At 37.4% G+C, this 20,294-nt stretch carries 21 protein-coding genes, 2 other RNA genes and 3 pseudogenes; 12 read left to right on the top strand and 14 right to left on the bottom strand.

Annotation, left to right across the window (positions count from 1 at the left end; translation table 11 throughout):
* Positions 1-29 precede the first annotated feature (29 nt).
* Positions 30-809, bottom strand: coding sequence for a Cof-type HAD-IIB family hydrolase (locus tag JMM81_RS08445; protein WP_256241125.1), 780 nt, complete (start codon positions 807-809; stop codon positions 30-32).
* Between the two features lie 168 nt (positions 810-977).
* Here JMM81_RS08445 and JMM81_RS08440 point away from each other — a divergent pair, with 168 nt between their 5' ends.
* Positions 978-2,087 carry a GIY-YIG nuclease family protein gene (locus JMM81_RS08440; RefSeq protein ID WP_256241124.1) on the top strand — a complete coding sequence of 370 codons (1,110 nt, stop codon included), beginning with the start codon at positions 978-980 and terminating at the stop codon, positions 2,085-2,087.
* A 140-nt stretch (positions 2,088-2,227) separates the two neighbouring features.
* Positions 2,228-2,653, top strand: a complete 426-nt coding sequence (locus tag JMM81_RS08435; RefSeq protein WP_256241123.1) for an OsmC family protein — start codon at positions 2,228-2,230, stop codon at positions 2,651-2,653.
* A 164-nt stretch (positions 2,654-2,817) separates the two neighbouring features.
* On the opposite strand, the gene JMM81_RS08430 is transcribed toward JMM81_RS08435, so the two are convergent.
* Positions 2,818-3,009, bottom strand: a complete 192-nt coding sequence (locus JMM81_RS08430) for a hypothetical protein (RefSeq protein WP_256241122.1) — start codon at positions 3,007-3,009, stop codon at positions 2,818-2,820.
* Positions 3,010-3,228: 219 nt separating this feature from the next.
* On the opposite strand from JMM81_RS08430, the gene JMM81_RS08425 reads away from it, so the two are divergent.
* The gene (locus JMM81_RS08425) at positions 3,229-3,753 is read left to right on the top strand and encodes a hypothetical protein (protein WP_256241121.1); all 525 of its coding nucleotides are present in this window, start codon (positions 3,229-3,231) and stop codon (positions 3,751-3,753) included.
* Between the two features lie 66 nt (positions 3,754-3,819).
* Here the strand turns inward: JMM81_RS08425 and JMM81_RS08420 are convergent, their stop codons facing one another.
* Positions 3,820-4,143 carry a BC1872 family protein gene (locus JMM81_RS08420; protein ID WP_256241120.1) on the bottom strand — a complete coding sequence of 108 codons (324 nt, stop codon included), beginning with the start codon at positions 4,141-4,143 and terminating at the stop codon, positions 3,820-3,822.
* 756 nt (positions 4,144-4,899) lie between these two features.
* On the opposite strand from JMM81_RS08420, the gene JMM81_RS08415 reads away from it, so the two are divergent.
* On the top strand, positions 4,900-5,577 hold the full coding sequence (locus JMM81_RS08415) for a DUF3889 domain-containing protein (RefSeq protein ID WP_256241119.1): 678 nt from the start codon (positions 4,900-4,902) through the stop codon (positions 5,575-5,577).
* A 54-nt stretch (positions 5,578-5,631) separates the two neighbouring features.
* Here JMM81_RS08415 and JMM81_RS08410 read toward each other — a convergent pair whose 3' ends face one another.
* Positions 5,632-6,129 (bottom strand): YhcN/YlaJ family sporulation lipoprotein, encoded by a 498-nt coding sequence (locus JMM81_RS08410; RefSeq protein ID WP_256241118.1) that lies wholly within the window; start codon positions 6,127-6,129, stop codon positions 5,632-5,634.
* 342 nt (positions 6,130-6,471) lie between these two features.
* Between JMM81_RS08410 and rnpB the strand changes: the two genes are divergently transcribed.
* The 3 genes from rnpB (at position 6,472) to JMM81_RS08395 (ending at position 7,910) form a co-directional block, all read left to right on the top strand.
* Positions 6,472-6,860: RNase P RNA component class B (gene rnpB, locus JMM81_RS08405), an RNA gene on the top strand.
* A gap of 64 nt (positions 6,861-6,924) precedes the next feature.
* Positions 6,925-7,190, top strand: an RNA gene (gene ffs / locus JMM81_RS08400) — signal recognition particle sRNA large type.
* A 144-nt stretch (positions 7,191-7,334) separates the two neighbouring features.
* Positions 7,335-7,910 carry a biotin transporter BioY gene (locus JMM81_RS08395; protein WP_256241117.1) on the top strand — a complete coding sequence of 192 codons (576 nt, stop codon included), beginning with the start codon at positions 7,335-7,337 and terminating at the stop codon, positions 7,908-7,910.
* Positions 7,911-8,186: 276 nt separating this feature from the next.
* On the opposite strand, the gene JMM81_RS08390 is transcribed toward JMM81_RS08395, so the two are convergent.
* The 5 genes and pseudogenes from JMM81_RS08390 to JMM81_RS08370 form a co-directional block, all read right to left on the bottom strand.
* Positions 8,187-8,339, bottom strand: coding sequence for a hypothetical protein (locus JMM81_RS08390; RefSeq protein ID WP_256241116.1), 153 nt, complete (start codon positions 8,337-8,339; stop codon positions 8,187-8,189).
* A gap of 152 nt (positions 8,340-8,491) precedes the next feature.
* Positions 8,492-8,599 (bottom strand): annotated as a pseudogene (locus JMM81_RS08385) (SDR family NAD(P)-dependent oxidoreductase); the annotation flags it as partial.
* A 174-nt stretch (positions 8,600-8,773) separates the two neighbouring features.
* Entirely contained in the window at positions 8,774-8,998 is a 225-nt protein-coding gene (locus JMM81_RS08380) for an SDR family oxidoreductase (RefSeq protein ID WP_256241115.1), read from the bottom strand.
* Positions 8,999-9,174: 176 nt separating this feature from the next.
* Positions 9,175-9,609 carry a hypothetical protein gene (locus JMM81_RS08375; RefSeq protein WP_256241113.1) on the bottom strand — a complete coding sequence of 145 codons (435 nt, stop codon included), beginning with the start codon at positions 9,607-9,609 and terminating at the stop codon, positions 9,175-9,177.
* Positions 9,610-9,861: 252 nt separating this feature from the next.
* Entirely contained in the window at positions 9,862-10,404 is a 543-nt protein-coding gene (locus JMM81_RS08370; protein WP_256241112.1) for a glutathione peroxidase, read from the bottom strand.
* A 244-nt stretch (positions 10,405-10,648) separates the two neighbouring features.
* Between JMM81_RS08370 and JMM81_RS08365 the strand changes: the two are divergent.
* A pseudogene (locus JMM81_RS08365) lies at positions 10,649-10,774 on the top strand (sodium:calcium antiporter); the annotation flags it as partial.
* Between the two features lie 58 nt (positions 10,775-10,832).
* Here the strand turns inward: JMM81_RS08365 and JMM81_RS08360 are convergent.
* Positions 10,833-13,532 (bottom strand): DEAD/DEAH box helicase family protein, encoded by a 2,700-nt coding sequence (locus tag JMM81_RS08360; protein WP_256241111.1) that lies wholly within the window; start codon positions 13,530-13,532, stop codon positions 10,833-10,835.
* A gap of 299 nt (positions 13,533-13,831) precedes the next feature.
* Here JMM81_RS08360 and trhA point away from each other — a divergent pair, with 299 nt between their 5' ends.
* Entirely contained in the window at positions 13,832-14,470 is a 639-nt protein-coding gene (gene trhA, locus JMM81_RS08355; RefSeq protein WP_256241110.1) for a PAQR family membrane homeostasis protein TrhA, read from the top strand.
* Positions 14,471-14,519: 49 nt separating this feature from the next.
* Here the strand turns inward: trhA and JMM81_RS08350 are convergent, their stop codons facing one another.
* Positions 14,520-15,443 carry an AEC family transporter gene (locus JMM81_RS08350; RefSeq protein WP_256241109.1) on the bottom strand — a complete coding sequence of 308 codons (924 nt, stop codon included), beginning with the start codon at positions 15,441-15,443 and terminating at the stop codon, positions 14,520-14,522.
* Between the two features lie 437 nt (positions 15,444-15,880).
* On the opposite strand from JMM81_RS08350, the gene JMM81_RS08345 reads away from it, so the two are divergent.
* Complete coding sequence (locus JMM81_RS08345) at positions 15,881-16,045, top strand: hypothetical protein (protein WP_256241108.1); 165 nt, start codon at positions 15,881-15,883, stop codon at positions 16,043-16,045.
* Positions 16,046-16,374: 329 nt separating this feature from the next.
* Complete coding sequence (locus tag JMM81_RS08340; RefSeq protein WP_256241107.1) at positions 16,375-16,830, top strand: hypothetical protein; 456 nt, start codon at positions 16,375-16,377, stop codon at positions 16,828-16,830.
* Between the two features lie 27 nt (positions 16,831-16,857).
* Here JMM81_RS08340 and JMM81_RS08335 read toward each other — a convergent pair.
* Positions 16,858-17,100 (bottom strand): annotated as a pseudogene (locus JMM81_RS08335) (aldo/keto reductase); the annotation flags it as partial.
* 257 nt (positions 17,101-17,357) lie between these two features.
* Between JMM81_RS08335 and dacB the strand changes: the two are divergent.
* Positions 17,358-18,824 carry a D-alanyl-D-alanine carboxypeptidase/D-alanyl-D-alanine endopeptidase gene (gene dacB / locus JMM81_RS08330; protein ID WP_256241310.1) on the top strand — a complete coding sequence of 489 codons (1,467 nt, stop codon included), beginning with the start codon at positions 17,358-17,360 and terminating at the stop codon, positions 18,822-18,824.
* Between the two features lie 107 nt (positions 18,825-18,931).
* Here dacB and JMM81_RS08325 read toward each other — a convergent pair whose 3' ends face one another.
* Together JMM81_RS08325 and JMM81_RS08320 are read right to left on the bottom strand one after the other, a co-directional pair.
* Complete coding sequence (locus JMM81_RS08325; protein WP_256241106.1) at positions 18,932-20,098, bottom strand: hypothetical protein; 1,167 nt, start codon at positions 20,096-20,098, stop codon at positions 18,932-18,934.
* The coding region (locus JMM81_RS08320; protein WP_256241105.1) for a hypothetical protein at positions 20,077-20,294 on the bottom strand (218 nt) is incomplete at its 5' end. The genes JMM81_RS08320 and JMM81_RS08325, both read right to left, overlap by 22 nt.

Below are 20,294 nucleotides of genomic sequence, written 5' to 3'. Positions count from 1 at the left end.
AAATTGGATGGTGCCTGGCACTTTGTTTGTTATAACAGACCCACCATTTGAAGACCATGCAGTATTCCATTATCTTCAACTGATTTTGTTACGTGTTTTGCGACTGATTTTACCTTTTTTTTTGCATTGCCCATTGCTACACTATTTTGAACACTTGAAAGCATTTCCATATCATTTAATCCATCTCCAAAAGCGTATTGTCTTTCTTTTGAGAATCCTAATTTTTCAACGATCATTTCAATACCTTTAGCTTTTGAACCTCCCTTTGGAAGGATATCGACTGAAACAGGATGCCATCTGACAAAATCAAAATCTTTAAATTCCTGTTCGTATTGTTTCTCTTCTCCTTCTGGACAAAAAAGGAGTGTTTGATACAAATCACGCCCTTTATAATAATGCGGATCATACGTTGGGAAACGGTCAATTTTCAATGTATCAATGCTTTCCTTAATATAGGCATGCTCTGGAACATTTGCTTTCATATCTTCGTGATCCATATAAACAACAGGATGATTACGATGAAGAGCAATTGCTGTTAATTTTTCTAGAGATGGGATCTTTAATGGATTTGTATATAACACTTCACCATTTAACACAACGTACTGACCGTTATAGCTAATAAAAGTATGGATATCCAATTCTTTTCGCAAATCCTCAAACATAAAAGGAGCTCGTCCTGTTGCAATTGCTACTTCATGACCATGTTCCTTTAATGTAAAGATAGCCTCTTTTGTCGAGGAAGGTAATTCTTTTTCATGAGTAAGTAAGGTTCCATCTATGTCAAAAAAAATAATGCTTCGTTCAACCATATTTGTTCCAACTTTCCTTATGTAATTTAATCAGATTTCTCCTTTAACACTACTGTAACATACTGAAAGTGAAAAGGTGTCAGGTGCCATCCAATTTTCTGGATGGTCCCTGGCACCTTATTTTGATACAATCAATTTGACATTTACGAATGAAGGGAGAACTTTTAAATGAATCTAAAAGAAAAGGTTAACAAACTTCCTTCATCTCCTGGCGTTTATCTTATGAAAGATTCACAAGGTAGTATCATTTATGTCGGTAAATCAAAAAATTTGAAGAAAAGAGTACAATCTTATTTTTATCACTCAAAAGCACATTCTCGAAAAGTTGAAAAGCTGGTCAAAACTTTAAAGGACTTTGACTATATCCTTACCGATACAGAATTTGAAGCTTTCATGCTAGAATGCCAACTAATCAAAGAATTAAGGCCCTTTTTTAATGCGCAAATGAAAAATCCGCCCGCTTATACTTATATTGTGATCAAAATGGATGAAGAAATTCGAAGTTTAGAAATCACGAATCATCCTATTGAAAGGAAAGACCATCTGTATTTCGGTCCATATACAAGCAAGAACACGGTGGAAAAAGCCATCCAAGGAATCAAGGAATTCTATAAAATCAACTGCAGCAACCCTACCAAAAAGAATTCCCCCTGCTTGAACTATACCATAGGTTTGTGTATCGGTATGTGTCTTGGAGGTTCCGCCATTGATCAATACAATACCATCATCGATAAAATCATCGCTTTACTTAGTGGGTCTGACATGAGACTACTTGAAGAAATGAAACAAAGAATGTTATCTGCATCAGAAGATTTCGATTTTGAAAATGCGACAAAATACCGAAACTGTATCCATTCGATAAACACTCTTATCCATAAAGAGAAGATGATCGAGTTTACTGAAGAGAATCATAATATCGTCATGATTGAACATTTAAGTGCTGACGCCAGTAAACTCTTTTTTATTAAAAGAAACAAAATACTGTTTAGTAAAACATATTTTCTTCAAAGTGAACAGATGGAACAGCTATGTACGAGGATCAAAACCAATATGTTCACCTATTTTCACAAGGAATCACCACCTTCATCCCTAGAACTGAACAGAAATGAAATAGATGAAGCTCAGATCATCTATAGCTACTTGAAAAACAGCAACTGTAGCTATCTCATCATTCCAGAAGAATGGCTGAACTCAGAAAGAGTTACTACTATTGATAATGAGCTTATCAAATTACTATCTAGCGGCTTAAGGCCCAATAATAACATTCATCTATCCTAAAAAAGTTCCTATCCCTTGGGGTGTTTACTAAACAATCCCCTTAGATTTCCTAAGCCATTTGATAAACATAGTGACAGCTGATTGGGATAACAATCTCTCAATCGTGTCAGAATAACCAAGTGAAAGGAGTTGAAAAATAAATGGAATCGACTATAAAGTGGACAGGACATATGTCCTTTTCAGGAGAGACACCCTCTGGACATCAAATTAAAATGGATGCTTCAGAAAAAGTCGGAGGACAAAATTCTGGAGCAAGACCCACAGAACTTGTGCTAAATGGGATTGCCGGCTGTACAGGTATTGACATTATTTCAATCCTGCATAAAATGCGTTTAGAACCTACATCCTTTCAAATGGATGTAACGAGTGATCGTGCTGAAGATCATCCTAAACGATTCACCCATATTCATATCCACTATACACTCGAAGGACAACTGCCTGAAGATAAGGTCGTTCGGGCCATTCAGTTATCCAAAGATAAATACTGTTCTGTCTCTCATTCCTTGAATGCAGACATTACCACCAGTTATTCCATCAATGGTACGAAAAGTCAGACTAACTTATAGTAAAATAATACGATGAGGGACAGGTTCACTGTCCCAGTTTGCTTCAATGTAATTCCTTCAAATAAATATTTTAAAATACTTCCTATTCTTCTTTCTGTTTTTTTCTCATATTGTTGGGATAAAGAAAAATAGAAAACGGAATCACGATCAACCCCAAGCTTTAATCATTTAATGTTTGGCATTTTCTTATGTTCAATTTTTTCACTTTGAACGACTTGTTCGAAGTTTGCACCCATTTCCTTTTCCGTTAGTACTTCTTTACTCTCTTCCTTCATTTGAAATTCTTGATTAAACCTCCTATAATCTTTAAAACTTTGATAATAGCTTGTCGGACTAACTAAATCAGCAACAACCATAATAATAGAAATACCTCCACCAATTACCATTATTATGTTGAAAAAAATACCTATTCATTATTCAATATGTAGTTTTATCAAAACCTTTCCCGATTACTTTTGCAAAAAAAGTCGATAAATGTAAAACGATTACACAAGGGAATTAGTTCATTTTGTAGAAGTCTGTAGTATAAGGTGAACGGTATAAAATAGACATAATAAAGAAAGAAGAGGAATGATATGTTCATAAGAAATAGTATGTTCATGAAGAGTCGTATGTTCAAATGGATGCCACATAGAGAACAGCATATATGTGAAAGAAAGCTTATCAAGATTATGAAACGTTTAAAAATTGAAGAATATCATTTCAATTGGGATCGCAGTAGTTGTTTTATTGAATTTCAATATGAGGAAACTTCGTACAGGATGGAGCACTCCGTTCAAAAAGCAAAAGAAAAAGGTGTGATCGTGTTAAGGAACGGATTGGATTGTTTAATGGAGTTGGTCCAATCCCTTGAAGACCTGTGTCAAATCATTGAAAGAGGAACTTATAGACTCGAGACTTGGGTATCTGGCATGAAACAGTCATCTCCAGTAGAAGACGCCCCTGAATTTCTAGAAGAAGTTCCTATCAGATACAAGTCATTAGGAAAACAAAAACATTCCGAATATAACAGGAATGAGGAAATGATTCATGTTGCGCCTGAATCATCTCTAGAGGATTTTGATCGACACCCGATCCTCCAACGCTCTCACAGTAAATAGAGACTAAGTGCAGACTAAGTGCCAGGCACCATCCAATTTTCCGGATGGTGCCTGGCACTTATCTTATTAGCATAATTGACGCCACATACTATGGCTATCAACTATTGTATTATTTTCAATGATGGAATAGGCTGCATCCGTGATTGCCTGTGCTAACGTATCACCCTTTGCGGAAACGTTATTAAAGCGAACCTCAGAATCTCCATTTGTGGTAAATCTATACCCTAACTCCTCTAATTTTTCAACAATTAGCATCGCATGGCCAAGGTTTTGCTCGGGTTGAAACTCAGAATCGCGAATGAAAATCCCCTTTTCGTAATCATACCATCTATCCCATCTATTTTGTTTCCAACCTAGTATTCTACGTGCGATTGAGTCTGTTTTATTCATATTCAATAACCCCTTTTCTCTAGATATTTTTTATTTTTCCATTTTCATCCGTTTTAAACCTATCTTACAATCATCAAAACGTTTGAAGACTAGTTAAATTGCTTTGTCAACTCTAAATACTGTTCTTAAAGTAACAACAAATATTCAACCATTAAAAATAAATCTATAACACTATTTGAAAAGGTTTACTTATGTAATGTCATTCGATGTAAAATAAAGCAATTAACTTATGGCAATGACCGAGGGCCCTTCTACACCTCCTACCCTTACTGTTATATAACAATTTTATTAAGTTAATAACATTATATAACAGTTTATAAGTGATTGCTAGTATTTATTTTTAAAATCCCAAAAAAATATTCCTTTAAAATGTGATGGAATAAAAAATGCTTCTCTCTACAGTTTCGTGTTTACTGTAGAGAGAAGCATTTTTTATTCTTTAGTATATGAGGAATGGATTGCTTGGGAGCGGTTTTAAACTTATGGTAGAAATTCAATTTAATATAAACCTAAAAACTAGAAAAACTTCCTACAACTAAAGCAAGTTCTGGAAGCCGAATAGCATCTATTCTTATTCTCATCTTAACACACAGAACATCACATTTCGTTTTTGTAGCATTGGATGATTGGTACAGAGGTTAATTAAAAATCTATAGAGACCCGCTAGAATCACGTAATTCATAAGCTGATGGTCACAGGTCAACCATATTGAATCATAAGGTAGTAAGGAGTTTTTAGACAGAGGAGGAACAAACGATGTATCCTAGAAACCCCTACTTACCAAACGTATATCCATCTGCTTATCATCCCTATGGACCTGCTATTCCGTATAGTCAACCTTCTTATTATGACTACAACCGAAGTTATTCTCTTTATCCTTACGATCAGTACCGCCAACAACCTGTTAGTGGGCAAGCGACATGGACAGATGGAGGTCAAATCACACAATGTGGCATCCCGTGGTCGGATAATGAATATATGACTGCATCGGTTGGAACGAATACTCCTTATCGCTGCGGTCAAACACTTCGAATACGAAACCTGTCTTCACCAAGCCCAAAAGATATATTGGTAAAAATCGTTGATCAAGTTCCAGGCTATCCAGCAAATAAAATCAATCTGCATCGAAGAGCTTTTCAAGCACTTGGATCAGATCTTAGTGTGGGGGTCATAAATGTAGAGATCACTCCATCACCTGAGATAGAACAAGAAGAATGGGGAAGATATTTATTGAACATTACGCAAACTGCCTATCCAGGTTATCAAGTAACCGATTATCAATTTGTCAAGAAATCACAAGAATCTCCAACACGAACAACACAAATGTATGAATTCACTTTACAATCACCCCAAGAAACCATGAAAGTACAAGGAAATGTAATCTATGATCCAAACACCAATCGAGTGATTTCATTTGATCTAAACGAAGTATAAGACCGGGTGCCAGGCACCATCCATTTTTTGGATGGTGCCTGGCACCTTTCCTTTTTACGTAAGTTCTTCTTTTAATTTTATGATGGATTTAAATTTCTCCTTAGATTTTTTATCAGAGACATCATGATCCTTTAGCATTTTATTAAGCCGCATAGATTCTAGGAAAATTTTATAGTCGCTAGAAACAATAAAATGATACTCCGGAAAACCTTCTTTTAATTGCTGTTTTAATTCTTTTTCAATTTGTTTCATTTTAAATCTCTGTAAATGCTTTACCTTGTAAGCCACTAATATGTCTTTGCCGCTTTTGACAACAATGGCATCATATAAATGCTCGTTCTTTTCCACCTTGTTTTCAACTTCTGTAATAAGACCGTCATCCGGATTATCTTTACGATAATCGTCCCCATCTTGACCATAAATAACATCCATTGGTTCAGGATCAACCTTTTTCATTAATGACAGTTTTTCATCCGTACCATCTTCCTTATTTGCACAGGCAGTCATAAAAATCATGAGAAGAATCATAAAAAAAACCCTTTTATTTCGCATAATATATCTCCACTTCCTATAATGAATTTTTCTCCATATATAGTATTTTATTTTTTGGATCATATTATGAATTAAATCCTTTTTAATTATTTATAACTGCGCTACTAGTGCTTCTTCTAATGAGTAAACATTAAGATGATAAGCACAAATTCCACCCACCCATTGCGGAATCAATCACTATAACCCTACATGTCATTCCAGCCAAATGAACTTTCATTATCTAACAATGATTAAGTATGCTTATATCCAAAAAATCCTACTATTGGAACTGTTATACTAGTGACTTCTTGCGTTCATGTATGATAAATTAGTTCTCGTAGCTGATAAACAAAACAAATATGAAATGGTGAGTAGTCGCGGCTCATGTTTACATGAGTTGAGGAAAGTCCAGGCTCGCCCGGTGCTGAGATGCCCGGAGTGTTCGTGCCATCTGCAAAGGTGGGCAGTAGATTTCGTATCTGCTGACGGCGGAGAAATCATGCTAAGTCCTAAGAGGATATGCTGAGAGTAACCTGAAAGTGCCACAGTGACGGAGTTCTTCTGGAAACGGAGGAAATGGAACGGGGTAAACCCCACGAGCGAGCAACCCAAATTTAGGTAGGGGCACCATCCAGCGGGAATAAGGAACCAAAAGGATGGATCGATGAAACAAATCGATAGTCATATGACTACACCTGTTGTGCGAGATTGGCATCGCTAGAGCACGCAGGAACAGAACCTGGCTTACAGCCATTTCATGAGCCGAATTCAGCAACATGATTTCGATATAACATAGGTATGTTTTTCATATACATACCGTGCTAGACGGGGAGATGGCGGTGCCCTGTAACCCGCAATCCGCCATAGCGGGGTTGAATTCCTACTTGAGGTACGAGCATGTGAGGTCTGCCTTGTAAAAGTAGTGTTGACAATTAGGTCCTTCGCAATGGAAACCTATGAAGTTGGTCAGATCCGGAAGGAAGCAGCCATAAGTAGTCATTTCCATGTGCCGCGGGATAACCTAATTAGAGCTAACGTTTACAAGTAACGCTTGGTTGTTCGTATCGATAGTAGGTGTACGGTCATAAAGTGCCAGGCACCATCCAGAAAATCGGATGGTGCCTGGCACTTTTTATATTTAGCTATTGACAAATTTTTCTGCTAATTTTATAGTTTAATTGTAAACTTGCTTTAATAACGAGTTAACCAAAAGGAGGATATTCTAAATGAGTAAAGAACAAATAAAATTAAGATCGATGATTATGATCGCGTTATTTGCAGCCATCATTGGGGTACTCGCTCAAATAACGATTCCATTACCACTTGTTCCAATCACAGGACAAACGTTAGCGATTGGTTTAGCTGCTACCATCTTAGGCGCGCGAAATGGTACGCTTTCCGTTCTATTGTATTTACTGATTGGATCTGCAGGAGTTCCCGTTTTTGCTGAATTTTCAGCAGGAATCTCCAAGCTTGTTGGCCCAACTGGTGGTTTTTTAGTCGGGTTTATTCCAGCAACCTTCATAATCGGTTTATACATGGAAAAATGGGGCTTTACTTTTAAAAATGCACTTATCGCGAATATAATTGGTATGCTTATTACACTGATCTTTGGAACCGTTTGGTTGAAAATATCTGCTAGCCTATCTTGGACAGTTGCTTTCGCCAGTGGATTTACTCCCTTTATTATTGTAGGGATTATCAAAGCACTCCTTGCTTCTTGGGTTGGTATCCTTGTGAGAAAACGATTAATCGCTTCTAAGCTTTTATTTTCACCTAATACAAATGCAAATGTCCACTAGGCATAAGGTGCCAGGCACCATCCAGAAAACTGGATGGTGCCTGGCACCTTAGCTATTATAATTTCGGGTGGATATTTGGCTCTGTTTCATATGCGAATCCCTTGGCAGAACAAGGCTCACCAACAATAAGGTCATCGCAATCACAGCTAGTAAAACAAAACTAGGCAGCCATTGATCAAAATATTGATGCAGGCTCCCGATAACAATCGGACCAGATGAGAATATTCCCCTTATTCCCGGTTTCTTTCATGTGCTTTAGACGTTTGGCTACATGTTTCATACGGTACTCTCTTCTACTATAGAATGATACTCTCCCATATACTCATCCATAGAATAGAACGTTACCCACTGTCGCTGGAATTGACGATCCTCGTTTCTACGAACGTCACAAACAAGCCATTTTAGCTGATTACGTATGAATAACAACAATAGATTCCCTCCCCACTCTCATAAAGAAGACTTCCATCAGCGGGGGTTTTCTTATCACACTTATCGGTCTTTACGAGCAATTGATCCCCACCTATCTATCCTTCCTCAATTTCTTGAAGTCTTGAGGTGGGGTCTTACTGCCCGTTAAGACCTACATCACCGATCACCACTTTCGCTCCTTCTTCAGCTAACAACCGTGCCGTCGCTTCACCAATTCCAGAGCCAGCTCCCATAATGACAGCCACTTTGTTTTTTAACATTCCGTCCACTCCTAACAGAAGATTTTAAATAAGAAATTTATCTTTGCTGTATATTCATGCTAAATCAAATATAGAGTCCTATACATTAAAGATCATTGATCCACAATCATTATGAATATAGCCAATAAGAAAAAAGCCATTAAGTACATTCCTTAATGACTATAGGTGAGCATTCTATACGAGTGTGTAACCGCCATCGATTGTCACGATCGACCCGTTCATAAATGTAGCTTCATCAGAGGCTAGGAACACAGCCAAATCCGCTACTTCATAATCATGACCAAACCGATCCAAAGGAATCTTGTTTGTTGGACGCGTTTTTAACATTTCTTCCGTTAACGGTGTTTGAATTATACCAGGTCCGATCGCGTTAATTTTAATTCCTTTAGAAGAATACACCGCATTTTGCGAAATGTTTTTTCAAAAATCTCATCTGTAAATGCTTGTCTATTCTCAAAAATGAAAGGAAGGTAGAGACTATCTTCTTAACTAAAGAAATCTGTTTTGCAGGAACCACAAATCATCCGCATCTTTGGAAGATGCGGATGATTTGTGGTTTGTTCTTTTTCTGATAGCTAGTCTATTTGTTTGAATCCATCTGCTAGTATATTGGACATTCCCTTACTTGCTGCCGAAATGAGTTGGTCTTTTGAGACATTTCGTTTTTCTTCTTTTCTAGGTTCAATACCGTTTCGATAGACGTACTTTTTTCGAAGGACTCCTTTTTTCTGATTGTAAAAAAGGACAAACCGTTTCAAATTGGATTGCATATCTGTATTTTTCCAAGTGATATAAAAGGACGGTTCATCTTCCCATTCATCCACTGTAATCATGGAATGGAGTAAACTTAACTGTAAGATGTTAAAGTCACTATTAAAAACTTTTACGTCCCTTTCCAAGATTACTTTAGGTGAATCTATTGGCGGCAAATGTTCATCTGTGACTCCAAACTGCGTAAGATTTTCGATTAATTGATTATAACTAATGATTGAACACCTCTCCTCGATCATGTTGTCGACATATGCCCCTGTCACTTTTATTGTAACATTGCGGAAGTTGTTGCGAAATGAAATGTCTATATTGGTTATAGGTTTCCTTATTGGCTATTGGCTGTATACGTTGATGAATATTCTTTTAGAGAAAACGAGCAGTGACAGGAACGGTTCACTAAAAAGGGCTGTCTCTAAGCCACTGAAATAGACTTATCAAGCAGTCTCTATAGTTAAAATCGAGATAACGACTTTGGTCTTACTATTACGAGGTCATTTCGCTAATATTTTTTCAATATCCCCTTCTATTTCTTCAGGAGTAGTAGTTGGCGAAAAACGTTTCACTACATTTCCATCTTGATCAATTAAAAATTTAGTAAAATTCCATTTAATCGTTGATCCTTCCAATAATTTCGGGGCATTGGCACGTAAATGTTTATATAAAGTACCATTTTCATCAAGCTTTTCCTCTTCTGGTGCTTGTTCACGTAAGTATTGATACAAAGGATGTGCATTCTCACCATTCACTTCTATTTTTTGGAAAATAGGAAATTTTACATCATAATTTAATGAGCAAAAGTAGCTGATTTCCTCATCTGTTCCTGGTTCTTGCCCACCAAATTGATTGCAAGGGAAGCCTAGTACAGTAAATCCCTTTTCCTTGTAGGTTTCATATAATTTTTCTAGTCCCTCGTATTGAGGGGTTAATCCACATTTACTCGCTGTGTTCACAATCAACATCACTTTCCCTTTAAATGTGTCTAGACCAACCTCTTCCCCATGAGATACATTTACTTGAAATGAATGAACTGACATTTTACTTCTCTCCTTCATCAACTAATTTGTTCCTTCCCTAATATGTATGATAACTGTAACAGGCGACTTTTTAAAGGGAGTCAAGGCCCGTTCATGAAGGGAAGTTTAGGGTGTTTAAGTTTATAGACGATTGCACTTTTAATATCTGCAAAAAACGGGCATCCAATCCATTCCTAATCATTTTTGCTCTAAAGTGCCAGGCACCATTGAGCATGAAGGAAACTATAGGTTAATTCCCGAAAAAATGATTATTTTAACGTTTTTATTGCTCACTTTTTCGAGAACCCACTATAAAATTGGCAAGTTTGAAGGAATAATATTAGCTATCGCTTATGTTCTGTATATGATTTATATTATCATTAGAAATTAGGTGCAATTGAGGTACCAAGCACCATCAAAAAAATGGATGGTGCCTGGCACCTTTTAACTTACCTCCATACGCTGATTCGTTCGGACTTTTTAACAAAGGAACCCGACATGGCTTTCATTCTGGCTTCGACTAATCTTTTTCTTCCCTCGGTATTACGGGTGTAGATTAATTGTGCAGGACCCATTGTTTTCGTCCATTTTCCCAAAAAAACTTCCGCATATTCTTTACGACGACCTATTTCTTCTGGAACGGCATGATAATCCTTTTTCGTCATCATTCCAACAGTTTTAGACTCACGATATAAGAGGTATCTTGGATTTTCAATCGGTTCTAAAAATTCTTGTAGCGCGTTTAAAAATAGAGTCTTTTCATAAGTCGTTCCGCCGTTCATCCAACACGCGATCACTCCGGCTTCTTCTTCCACTTTTATTCGCTTCGGTGACGGTACCTGTTCTACCACAGTCAATTCATACAAAGTTTCATATAAGACCAATCCGACATCATGGACATTTGACTCGAGAGATTGATGTGTGATCGCTAAATAAGCCGCTTTAAATACACTCGGCCCAGCATAAAGAGAGGCAATCACAAAAGAGAGTCCTACAACAACAGAGAAAGGAAGATCAAAGCCGCGACGATAAGAATCACCGATCCCTTCCAAAAAAACAGCTAAAAATATCATGATCCCTGCTAAAAGGATGGATTTAATCGTCCGGTTAAACACATATCGTTTTGGAATTCGTTCTTTAGGTGTTTTGATTTCTTCTGTCATTCGTCCTTCTTCGTAAATCGATACCGCTCGATCCCAACGTTCCTTCAATAATTGCCGATTTCTCGCACGATCAATCGTTTTCTTATTATTCTCATGAACGATATTTTTCGATACACGTTCCATCCTAATCCCCATACGCGAGATGCCAGATTCAATCGTGTCGTGTTCAACCGATAAACCGATGAGGGAGCGAAAACGTCTATTTAACGAATATAAATCATATCCTCCTCCAGCTTGTTCCGGATCCACACATCCAAGATGCCAAATCGCCCCTGTTTTATTTGGATTACCTTGGTCCACACGAATTGCTCTTCCTCTCATTTGATTCGATAGCATAAACGAACCGACATAAGAAGCCATGATAAGCGAATTAATACAAGGTGCATCCCAGCCCTCTCCTAACAAGGCAGCTGTACCCACAATAACAGTCATCCCCCCTCTAGAAAAAACCTCTGTCATAATACCAACAATAGAAGAACGATTACGATCATTGATATCAACACTAGCGTAGTGAGAATCAAACGTAAGCTCACGGTAATGTAATGTTACCCCTCTTCGTTTAGCACAATCATTGGCTATTGGAATGGCACTTTTCGGGACGATAACAAACGACCCAGTCAAAATCCCAACCGGAAAACCACTCCCAAACCTACTGTGAATGAGTTCAAATATCGGTACAACGCCAAGCTTTTTCAAAACAGACTGATCTTCTGTCCCGTTTCGGAGAGCATCCTTCCGAATATAATCGGTTAGAATCACCATCCTCAAATCTTGCCCCAATACGCTATTCTCTAATTCTAGTATATTTGTAATACTATTTAATTTCGAAGCACTTTGTACGAGTTGACGATCCCATCTAGGAGTACATTGAAGATAGATCTTTTTCTTTTCCTCAGCTCCAATCCTTCTCAGCTCTTTGTGCAAGATTTTAAATTCAGACTGTTCGTGATCCATGTAAGCATCTTTATACAGAACCCCATTTAGCAATTCTTCGGCCCATTCACGATCGTAGGATGGTACTCCCTTCTCCTCTAATCCTAAAACCGCTAATGCTTCTTTCCACTTTTTGTGATTGATCGCTTTTAAAAAAATAACCATGCTAGAGTAATAGGCAGGCTGTGAAAGAATCTCTTCCAGATGCTCATTAGGCTCTACCACCCAAGGATGATCTTCAATGGTTTTGATCAAAAAAGAATTCTTCAGCATGTCACCACAAAATCTAGCAACGTTTTGATGATATTGACTTAAGGCAGCCATCTCTTCTTTTTCCGGTGAGGATAAAAAGATATAATCTTGGTGCGGACAAAGATCTCCTTCACGGACAAGCTCAGCGACACTAATTTCAGCATCAATTGGACCACATAGATCGATGTAACGCTGCCATTCTTGTGGTGTCACATCATAGGGCGGTGTTGCCGTTAAAGAGACCATCGTTGGAGTTGTCAATTCTGCACGAAAGTCTAACGTACTCTTCCACCAAGAGGTCCGTAAATGATGGGCTTCATCTAAAATGATGGTTCTAAAACCAATCTCTTGAATCTTTTCGGCTATTGTTGATGGATGATAGATTTCCTCAGCCGGCTCATCACTCTCATCGATAGGATCGTCTATAAGTTCCTCATCACCTTCTTCTTCACTTTCACTCGTTTTATACACGCTATGTAAGGCTTGATAGGTCGTTATCGTTAAAAAGGCAGGATTTTTGATATCGATAGAAACCCAATCCGGCTGCTGATCCTTTTGCAAAAAGAGCTCCATAAAGCGACTGACCCATTGATTTTTGATGGTTAATGTCGGAGCTAGAATAATCGTGGGTTGATTCACCCGAAGCATAACTTCCAAACCGAGCACGGTTTTTCCTGAGCCAGGCGGAGCGACAAGATGCAAGTGATGGTTTTTCAAATGGTGATCTAACTCGTCTAGTACTCGCTTTTGATACTTTCTCCACGAGTAGCGAAATGAAATCTGTTTTGGGAAATGCTTCATTTTTTATACCTCCTACACCTGTTTCCATCTCCGATTTTAGTTAAAATTATATCATAACCAGCTTTGGGTGGTCGCTAGAGCATAAACTAAGGGCACTAGTAAAGGCTAGCGATAATGGAATATAATAAGGGCAAGCTCTCATAAGTTTGGAGGACTTTTTATTATGATGTTTATGAGAAAAAATGAAAAAGGGTGCATTTGGGACCTGACTATGTAAGGATGAAATAAATAAGAACCATCATTTTTTCATAATTTAAGTAGGAAATGGTTAGACGAGAACGGAAAGGAAGGGAACAAACTTGGCAGATACGCATCTATTTTCAAAAGGAGAAGAAATATCGAATTCCATCACCCACGGAATCGGAGCATTACTAAGTGTGGCCGCTCTTGTTATTTTAATCGTTTTTGCATCACTTTATGGGACCTTATGGCATATTGTTAGTTTCACTTTATTTGGCGTTACGATGGTTCTTTTATATACCTCTTCAACGCTTGTTCACGCCCTTCGTCCCGGACGAGCGAAAGACTTTTTCGAGGTTATGGATCATTCCTCCATTTATTTCTTTATTGCCGGTACCTACACTCCTTTTTTATTCATTGCTGTTAAAGGCTGGATCGGATGGACATTGTTTGGAATTGTATGGGGTCTTGCTATTGGGGGAACCGTATTTAAATCTTTTTTCGTGAAAAAATTCCTTTTTACTTCTACCATTGTCTATGTCGTCATGGGTTGGTTGATCGTCTTCGTGTGGAATAGTTTAGCAGCGAATCTTCACCCAACTGGTTTACTACTATTAGCCCTTGGCGGGATCTTCTATACAGTAGGAGCTGTCTTCTATATTTGGAGATTATTCAAACATCATCACGCTGTTTGGCACCTATTTGTCTTATGTGGCACCGTTTGTCACTTCTTCTCCGTGCTTTATCTACTCCGTTAAAAAGTGCTAGGCACCATCCAAAAAATAGATGGTGCCTAGCACTTTTTTGTTACTTGACTAACACAATAAGAAACGGCAAAACAATAAAGGAAAGGAGTGTCGTCCAAAGAATACATTTGGTGACAATTTTGGGGGCAGCATTAAACTTTTCAGCTAGAATTCCAGCATTCACTGCGACCGGCATACATGCCAAGACCAATAGAACCGAGTGTAGTATTCCTTCGATATTTAAGAGATATAAACTAATTAAAGCAATGATCGGTGAGACAAGTAATCGAATTCCCATGCCTGTCCAAAACGTAGTTTGAGTTGTCCGATCCAGCTTTTCTGTTTTCACATTCATCATCTGGACTCCTAAAATAGCCAACACAACTGGTGAGTATGCTTCTGCAATCATGGAAACACCACTAGCTATCCCGATCGGCAAGGATAGATGTAAGCTGCGAAACAAAAGAGCCAACAAGGCAGCATAAATCGCTGGGAGAGAAAATACGGATTTAACCGCGTTTTTAATCGTAAAATGTGAACGTGCAGCAAAATAGATTCCTACCGTATTCACAATAACCATTTGAAGGACAACGTAAACGGATGCCTTGTCCAGCCCTAGCTGACCAAAAGCCAGTAACACGAGCGGGATTCCATAATTGACACTGTTCGTAAAAGCGGAAATAAGCGTAAGGCCTGCAATATCAGTGGATGGCAATTTAAATAGTTTCCCGACACCATTAGCGATCGCCCAAAGCAGCAAAAGATTTACTAGTGAAAAAGTAAATGTTAAATAGATATCCTGCTGTGAAACTTGCGCAGTCATTAGTGTATCAAAAATTAAGGCTGGGCTTAAATAGTATAATACTAGCGTTAATAGCGGCTTTATTTCCAGTTGCTTATAGTGACTAAGCAGTGCCCCAACCATAACAGGTATAGAAAGCGGAACAATGACTTGAAAAAGTGTTGAAAAAAGATTTTGAATCATGATAAGATTTCCTCTCTGTCTACTAAAATAGTATAGAATCATCCGGCAAATACATTTCGAATAGGCAGAATTCATACAGACTGACTATTTTAGTTGATCCCCAACAATCCCTCCTCCATTTTCTCGAAGTCTTGATGTAGGGATTTTACCGCCGTTAAGACGGGATAAAATTCAACCAATGGTTACTCCTTCTAACCTATTCATACAGTCAACAATACCATAATTAAAATAAAAGTTGGTATATTACTACTAAGCGATTCATTCTTATGCAAACACAACAAATTTAACAAAAACGATTACTTTAAACGAAGACTAAGAAACTATTTTTGTAACTTTTTGACTTATTTTGTTGAAAGTATTTCCATTTCATTTTGAATTGTGCATAATAACTTTTAGTAACAAAAAAATATTTTTTTATAGGAGGATGTAAATTAATAATGTGGGTAATCACCGTCTATTTGAAGGATAAAACTACTATGTTTGAATTTGACACAGAACATGAGGCAAGGGAAGCTTTTAAGAGCATTTATGGTTTCAAAATACTTACCGAGGTGATTAACTATCATTATCCTTCTCCTTCTCCTGCATTAGTTGCTGTGTAGAAGGACTTTCATGCTGATTATGATATCATTTTATAGATTCATTTAACCGTGAAGTAATAAAAAGGCTGTTTCAAAAGTAAAGGTGCCTGTCACCTTTGGCTTTTGAAACAGCCTCTTTTTTTCATTCGGCTTTGTTAAATAGCATTGTTGATGCCTTTAATTTAAAGAAACACGATTCTTCTCTATATTTTTTTAGTTCTTGGAAGTACGAAAACCCTCTCCTGCTTCTATCGAGGTAATTCATTTGACAAAAATAGAAAAGTCTTATTATATTGATGGTACAAAAAAACTTTAAGTAATAACGTTATTTAAAGGAAAGGGATACTAAAATGCTTTATATATGGGATATCGAGAAGATCATTAAAGATACATTAAATGAGCACAATTTAACTATTCATTATGAGTTCAACAATGATCTCACTACACCTATGAGTTATAACGTGTCGACCAATACGATCAAATTTAATTATCTTAAAGTGAACGGATATATAAGTATAATGAAAGTTAATATTAAAGAGACTACTGAAAACTACGTTAAAATAATCCTTTACCATGAGATTGGGTATTATTTAGATTTCAAGAGGAACAAACATGATTTAAGGATTCTCATGTATGGTCACGAGGAAGAAAAAGAAAAGCTTAAATCTGAAATTGAAACAAATGCTTGGGAATATGGGAGAACTTTGGTACCCCAACGACTATTAAAGTCATATGATCAAATGCGCGAGTTAGATAAAACACTCATAAAGAACCCTAAAACGAATGGAACAGATAGAGAACAGTAACAAGGACTGTTCACTTTTTTATCATTTCTATTGTTTTTGAAAAATCCGATCTATTTCTTGAATCTCTTCTACTGTTAATGAAACTTCTAACGTTCTTAAATTTTGAATCACTTGGTCTGCTCTCTTCGCTCCTGGAATAATGACATCTGTGGGATCACGTGTCAAATACCAAGCAAGAACGACATGAGCCACTTCTATAGCCTTTGCCTCAGCTATCTTTCGAACTTTCTCTACTTTTTCCAGAGTTTGTTTAAACAATTCCTTTTCAAAGAACTTTCCACTTTTCTCATCCAAATTCGTGTTTAATAAATATAAGATAAAAAGAAAAATTCTTGCGGTTGTTGGATTGGTTGCCTTTGCACTAGGCTTGTATTAACAAACAGTATCAGAGACTATGCGCTTTTTAATTTAAAGTGATTAGCTTGCATAGCTTTATGGAATAATGGGGATATATTACCAATAATGATGGGTGTGATAGTTTTTTGTATAATAGTCTAATTTCAAAGAAATGGTTGTTGTTATTTCACATGATAGTGGTTGTGTTTTTACCATTACCTGTTCAAGCTGTTCCTACAACAACATTCGAAGAAGCTACACAAGAAGGAATAAATCAAGCTTCACTAGTAACGGCTCAAATAGAAAGCATTCTAAAGGATGAACGTTTGAATGGAGCTATAACAGGCGTAAGCATTCGAAAAGGGGATACAGGAGAGATCATATACTCTTCTTTTGGTGATACACGATTACACCCCGCTTCCAATATGAAGTTGCTGACAGTTGTCTCTGCTTTAGAAACATTAGGAATTGAGTACCAATTCTCAACAGAAGTATGGATAGATGGGAAAATAAAAGAGAATATCCTTCAAGGGGATGTCTATGTAAAAGGAAAAGGAGATCCGACCCTTTTGAAAACAGACTTTGATCAATGGGCTAAAGATTTGAAAGAAAGCGGCATTCATCAAATAAACGGGAATATAATCGGGGATGACAGTTGGTATGATGATGTCAGGCTATCCCAAGATCTGAACTGGTCCGACGAGTCGAACTACACGGGTGCCCAGGTTTCAGCTTTAACTCTTTCTCCCAATAAAGACTATGATGCCGGGACCGTGATCGTTGAAGTAAGTCCAGCTTCAAAAGTCGGAGAGCCTGCTAGGTTAGCCCTAACACCGGCTACGGAATACGTGAACATCATCAATCAAACGAAAACGGTTGATCAAGAAGCTCCAAAAAAGGTCTCAATCGAAAGAGAACATGGAACTAATACCATCATCGTAAATGGTACGATACCGTTAAATGGGGAAGTATCAAGATCATGGGTGGCTGTTTGGGAACCAACCAAATACGCACTAGATGTATTTAAAAAGTCTCTTCAAGAAAACGGTATAAAATTCAGTGGGAAAACAGAGTTAAAAATAGGCATTACGCCAAAGAATGCAACATTACTTACTGATAAAAAATCAATGCCTTTAAAAGATCTGATCATTCCCTTTATGAAATTGAGTAACAATGGACACGGTGAAATTCTTACAAAAGAAATAGGAAAGGTCATGTACGGTGAAGGTAGTTGGGATAAAGGTCTTCAAGTGATAGAGGAAACGGTAACTAGCTTTGGAATTGACCCGAGAACATTCCTGCTTCGTGATGGTTCGGGAATGTCCCATAAAAACATGATTCCAGCCAATGAACTTTCCCAATTCCTTTATGCGATACAGAAGAAAAGCTGGTTCCATGAATTTGAGCATTCCTTACCTGTTGCTGGCATACCCGATCGCTTAGTAGGAGGAACGTTGCGTTCTCGTTTAACGGAAAAACCTGTAAAAGGGAACGTAAAAGCAAAGACAGGAACAATAGCTGGCGTTTCCACATTATCAGGATATGTCACAACAACAAGTGGCGAAAAATGGATATTCTCCATTATGATTAATAACCATCTGAGCGACTCCGTAAAATCGATAGAAGATGAAATCGTTAAAATCTTGACCGGGCTATAAACAAAGAGGAAACAGAAAACCGGCCCCTGATTCCTTCTATTGTACCAAAAAACAAAAAATAAGTGCCAGGCACCATCCAAAAATTGGATGGTGCCTGACACTTATTTTTATAAAGAAAACTCCACTTGATTTTGCTTTTGATGTGGCCAGTACATATACTCATCTTTAAAAGCTTTTTCTAATTCACGATAAAAATGGGTATCCTTCAAAATTTCTTCTGTTATATCCTTAAATACATAATAAAACTCAATCCGTTTCAAGACTTGTTCAGAGGTAGGGATTTCCCTGCCAAGAAGCCAATCAATATAGTTTTTTACTTCTTGCTCCTTGGGCTTCCTTGCCCACTGTAGCAGATGTTCCGGAGGATTTTCCATGATGACGGGTGTAAAATAATCCATTAGTTCCTGTTTCGTCCTTTGAATTTGTTCATGGACTTGATGATTTAAATCAATTTTATACTGTTCCATTTTTTTCATAATCACTTGGTATTCCTTCTCAAACTCTACTTTATTTTTCATCAAGATGACGCGGCCATAGTTTTTTGAAAGAGCACGAGTATACCTTTCCCGCAAATCATCAACCTCTCCCTTTAAAGGTTTTGTGATCTTAAGAAAATCCTCATCAAATAATCGATAAGAGGCTTTCATTTTATCCTCAAAACCTTTTTTCTTTGTTACATTTAATAATTCACTTGGAATTTTTATCGTGGTTTGTCCTAAGTGCGCTCCCTTAAAGGTGATTTCGACAAACTGAATAAGGCACCGATATTCTGATAATAAACGTTGTAAGTCAAAGTTTGGTAAAGGTTGTTCTTTCAGCTCTTTCTTTAATCGCTCAACCCTTTCTTTCCCTAACGTTTCTTCTTGTGTAGTAGTACCTTCAAATAGACGGTCTTCCTTTTCACCCCCTTGAAGGATGGCATTTTTTTGTTGGACTTTTCCATTCCTAAGAGTTAATTTAGATGTCGGTGAGAATACCCATCCCTTGTCATCGACTAATAAGACACCTACTCTTAACCCTTGTATATCTGTGACACGTATCCCCTCTTTCAGCAAAGTATCAAGAGCATCCTCATCACCAAATCCTTCTCGATACACATCTGCACTAAGATCTAAATGCACAGCAACCTGGTCGATACAGGTTCTCTTTGCAAATTGAACAATTTCATTCGCAACGTCATAATCCATTGCTGGAGCAGTATAAACCACTTGGAATTCCGCATATGAAATCAGTTCTACAATCTTTTCCTTTGTCAAAGAAACAAAATGGTCCATAGAGCCCCTCCCCCTCTTATATAGACAAAATGACGTAATGGTTCTCCTATCATCGCACGATTAGATAGTTGAACAATGCAGAAATAATTAAAAAACACTTCGACGTAATAAGTCTGATTTCCTTTATAAACAGAGAAAAGGCATAGTAACCATTGAATAGCAGTGTATTTAGCATACAAAAACGCTTGGGCTAATG

Origin of the sequence: Bacillus sp. V3B (assembly GCF_024494465.1) — a bacterium.
Taxonomy (GTDB): Bacteria; Bacillota; Bacilli; order Bacillales; family Cytobacillaceae; genus Bacillus_BD.
This window is presented reverse-complemented; position numbering and strand designations above follow the sequence as displayed.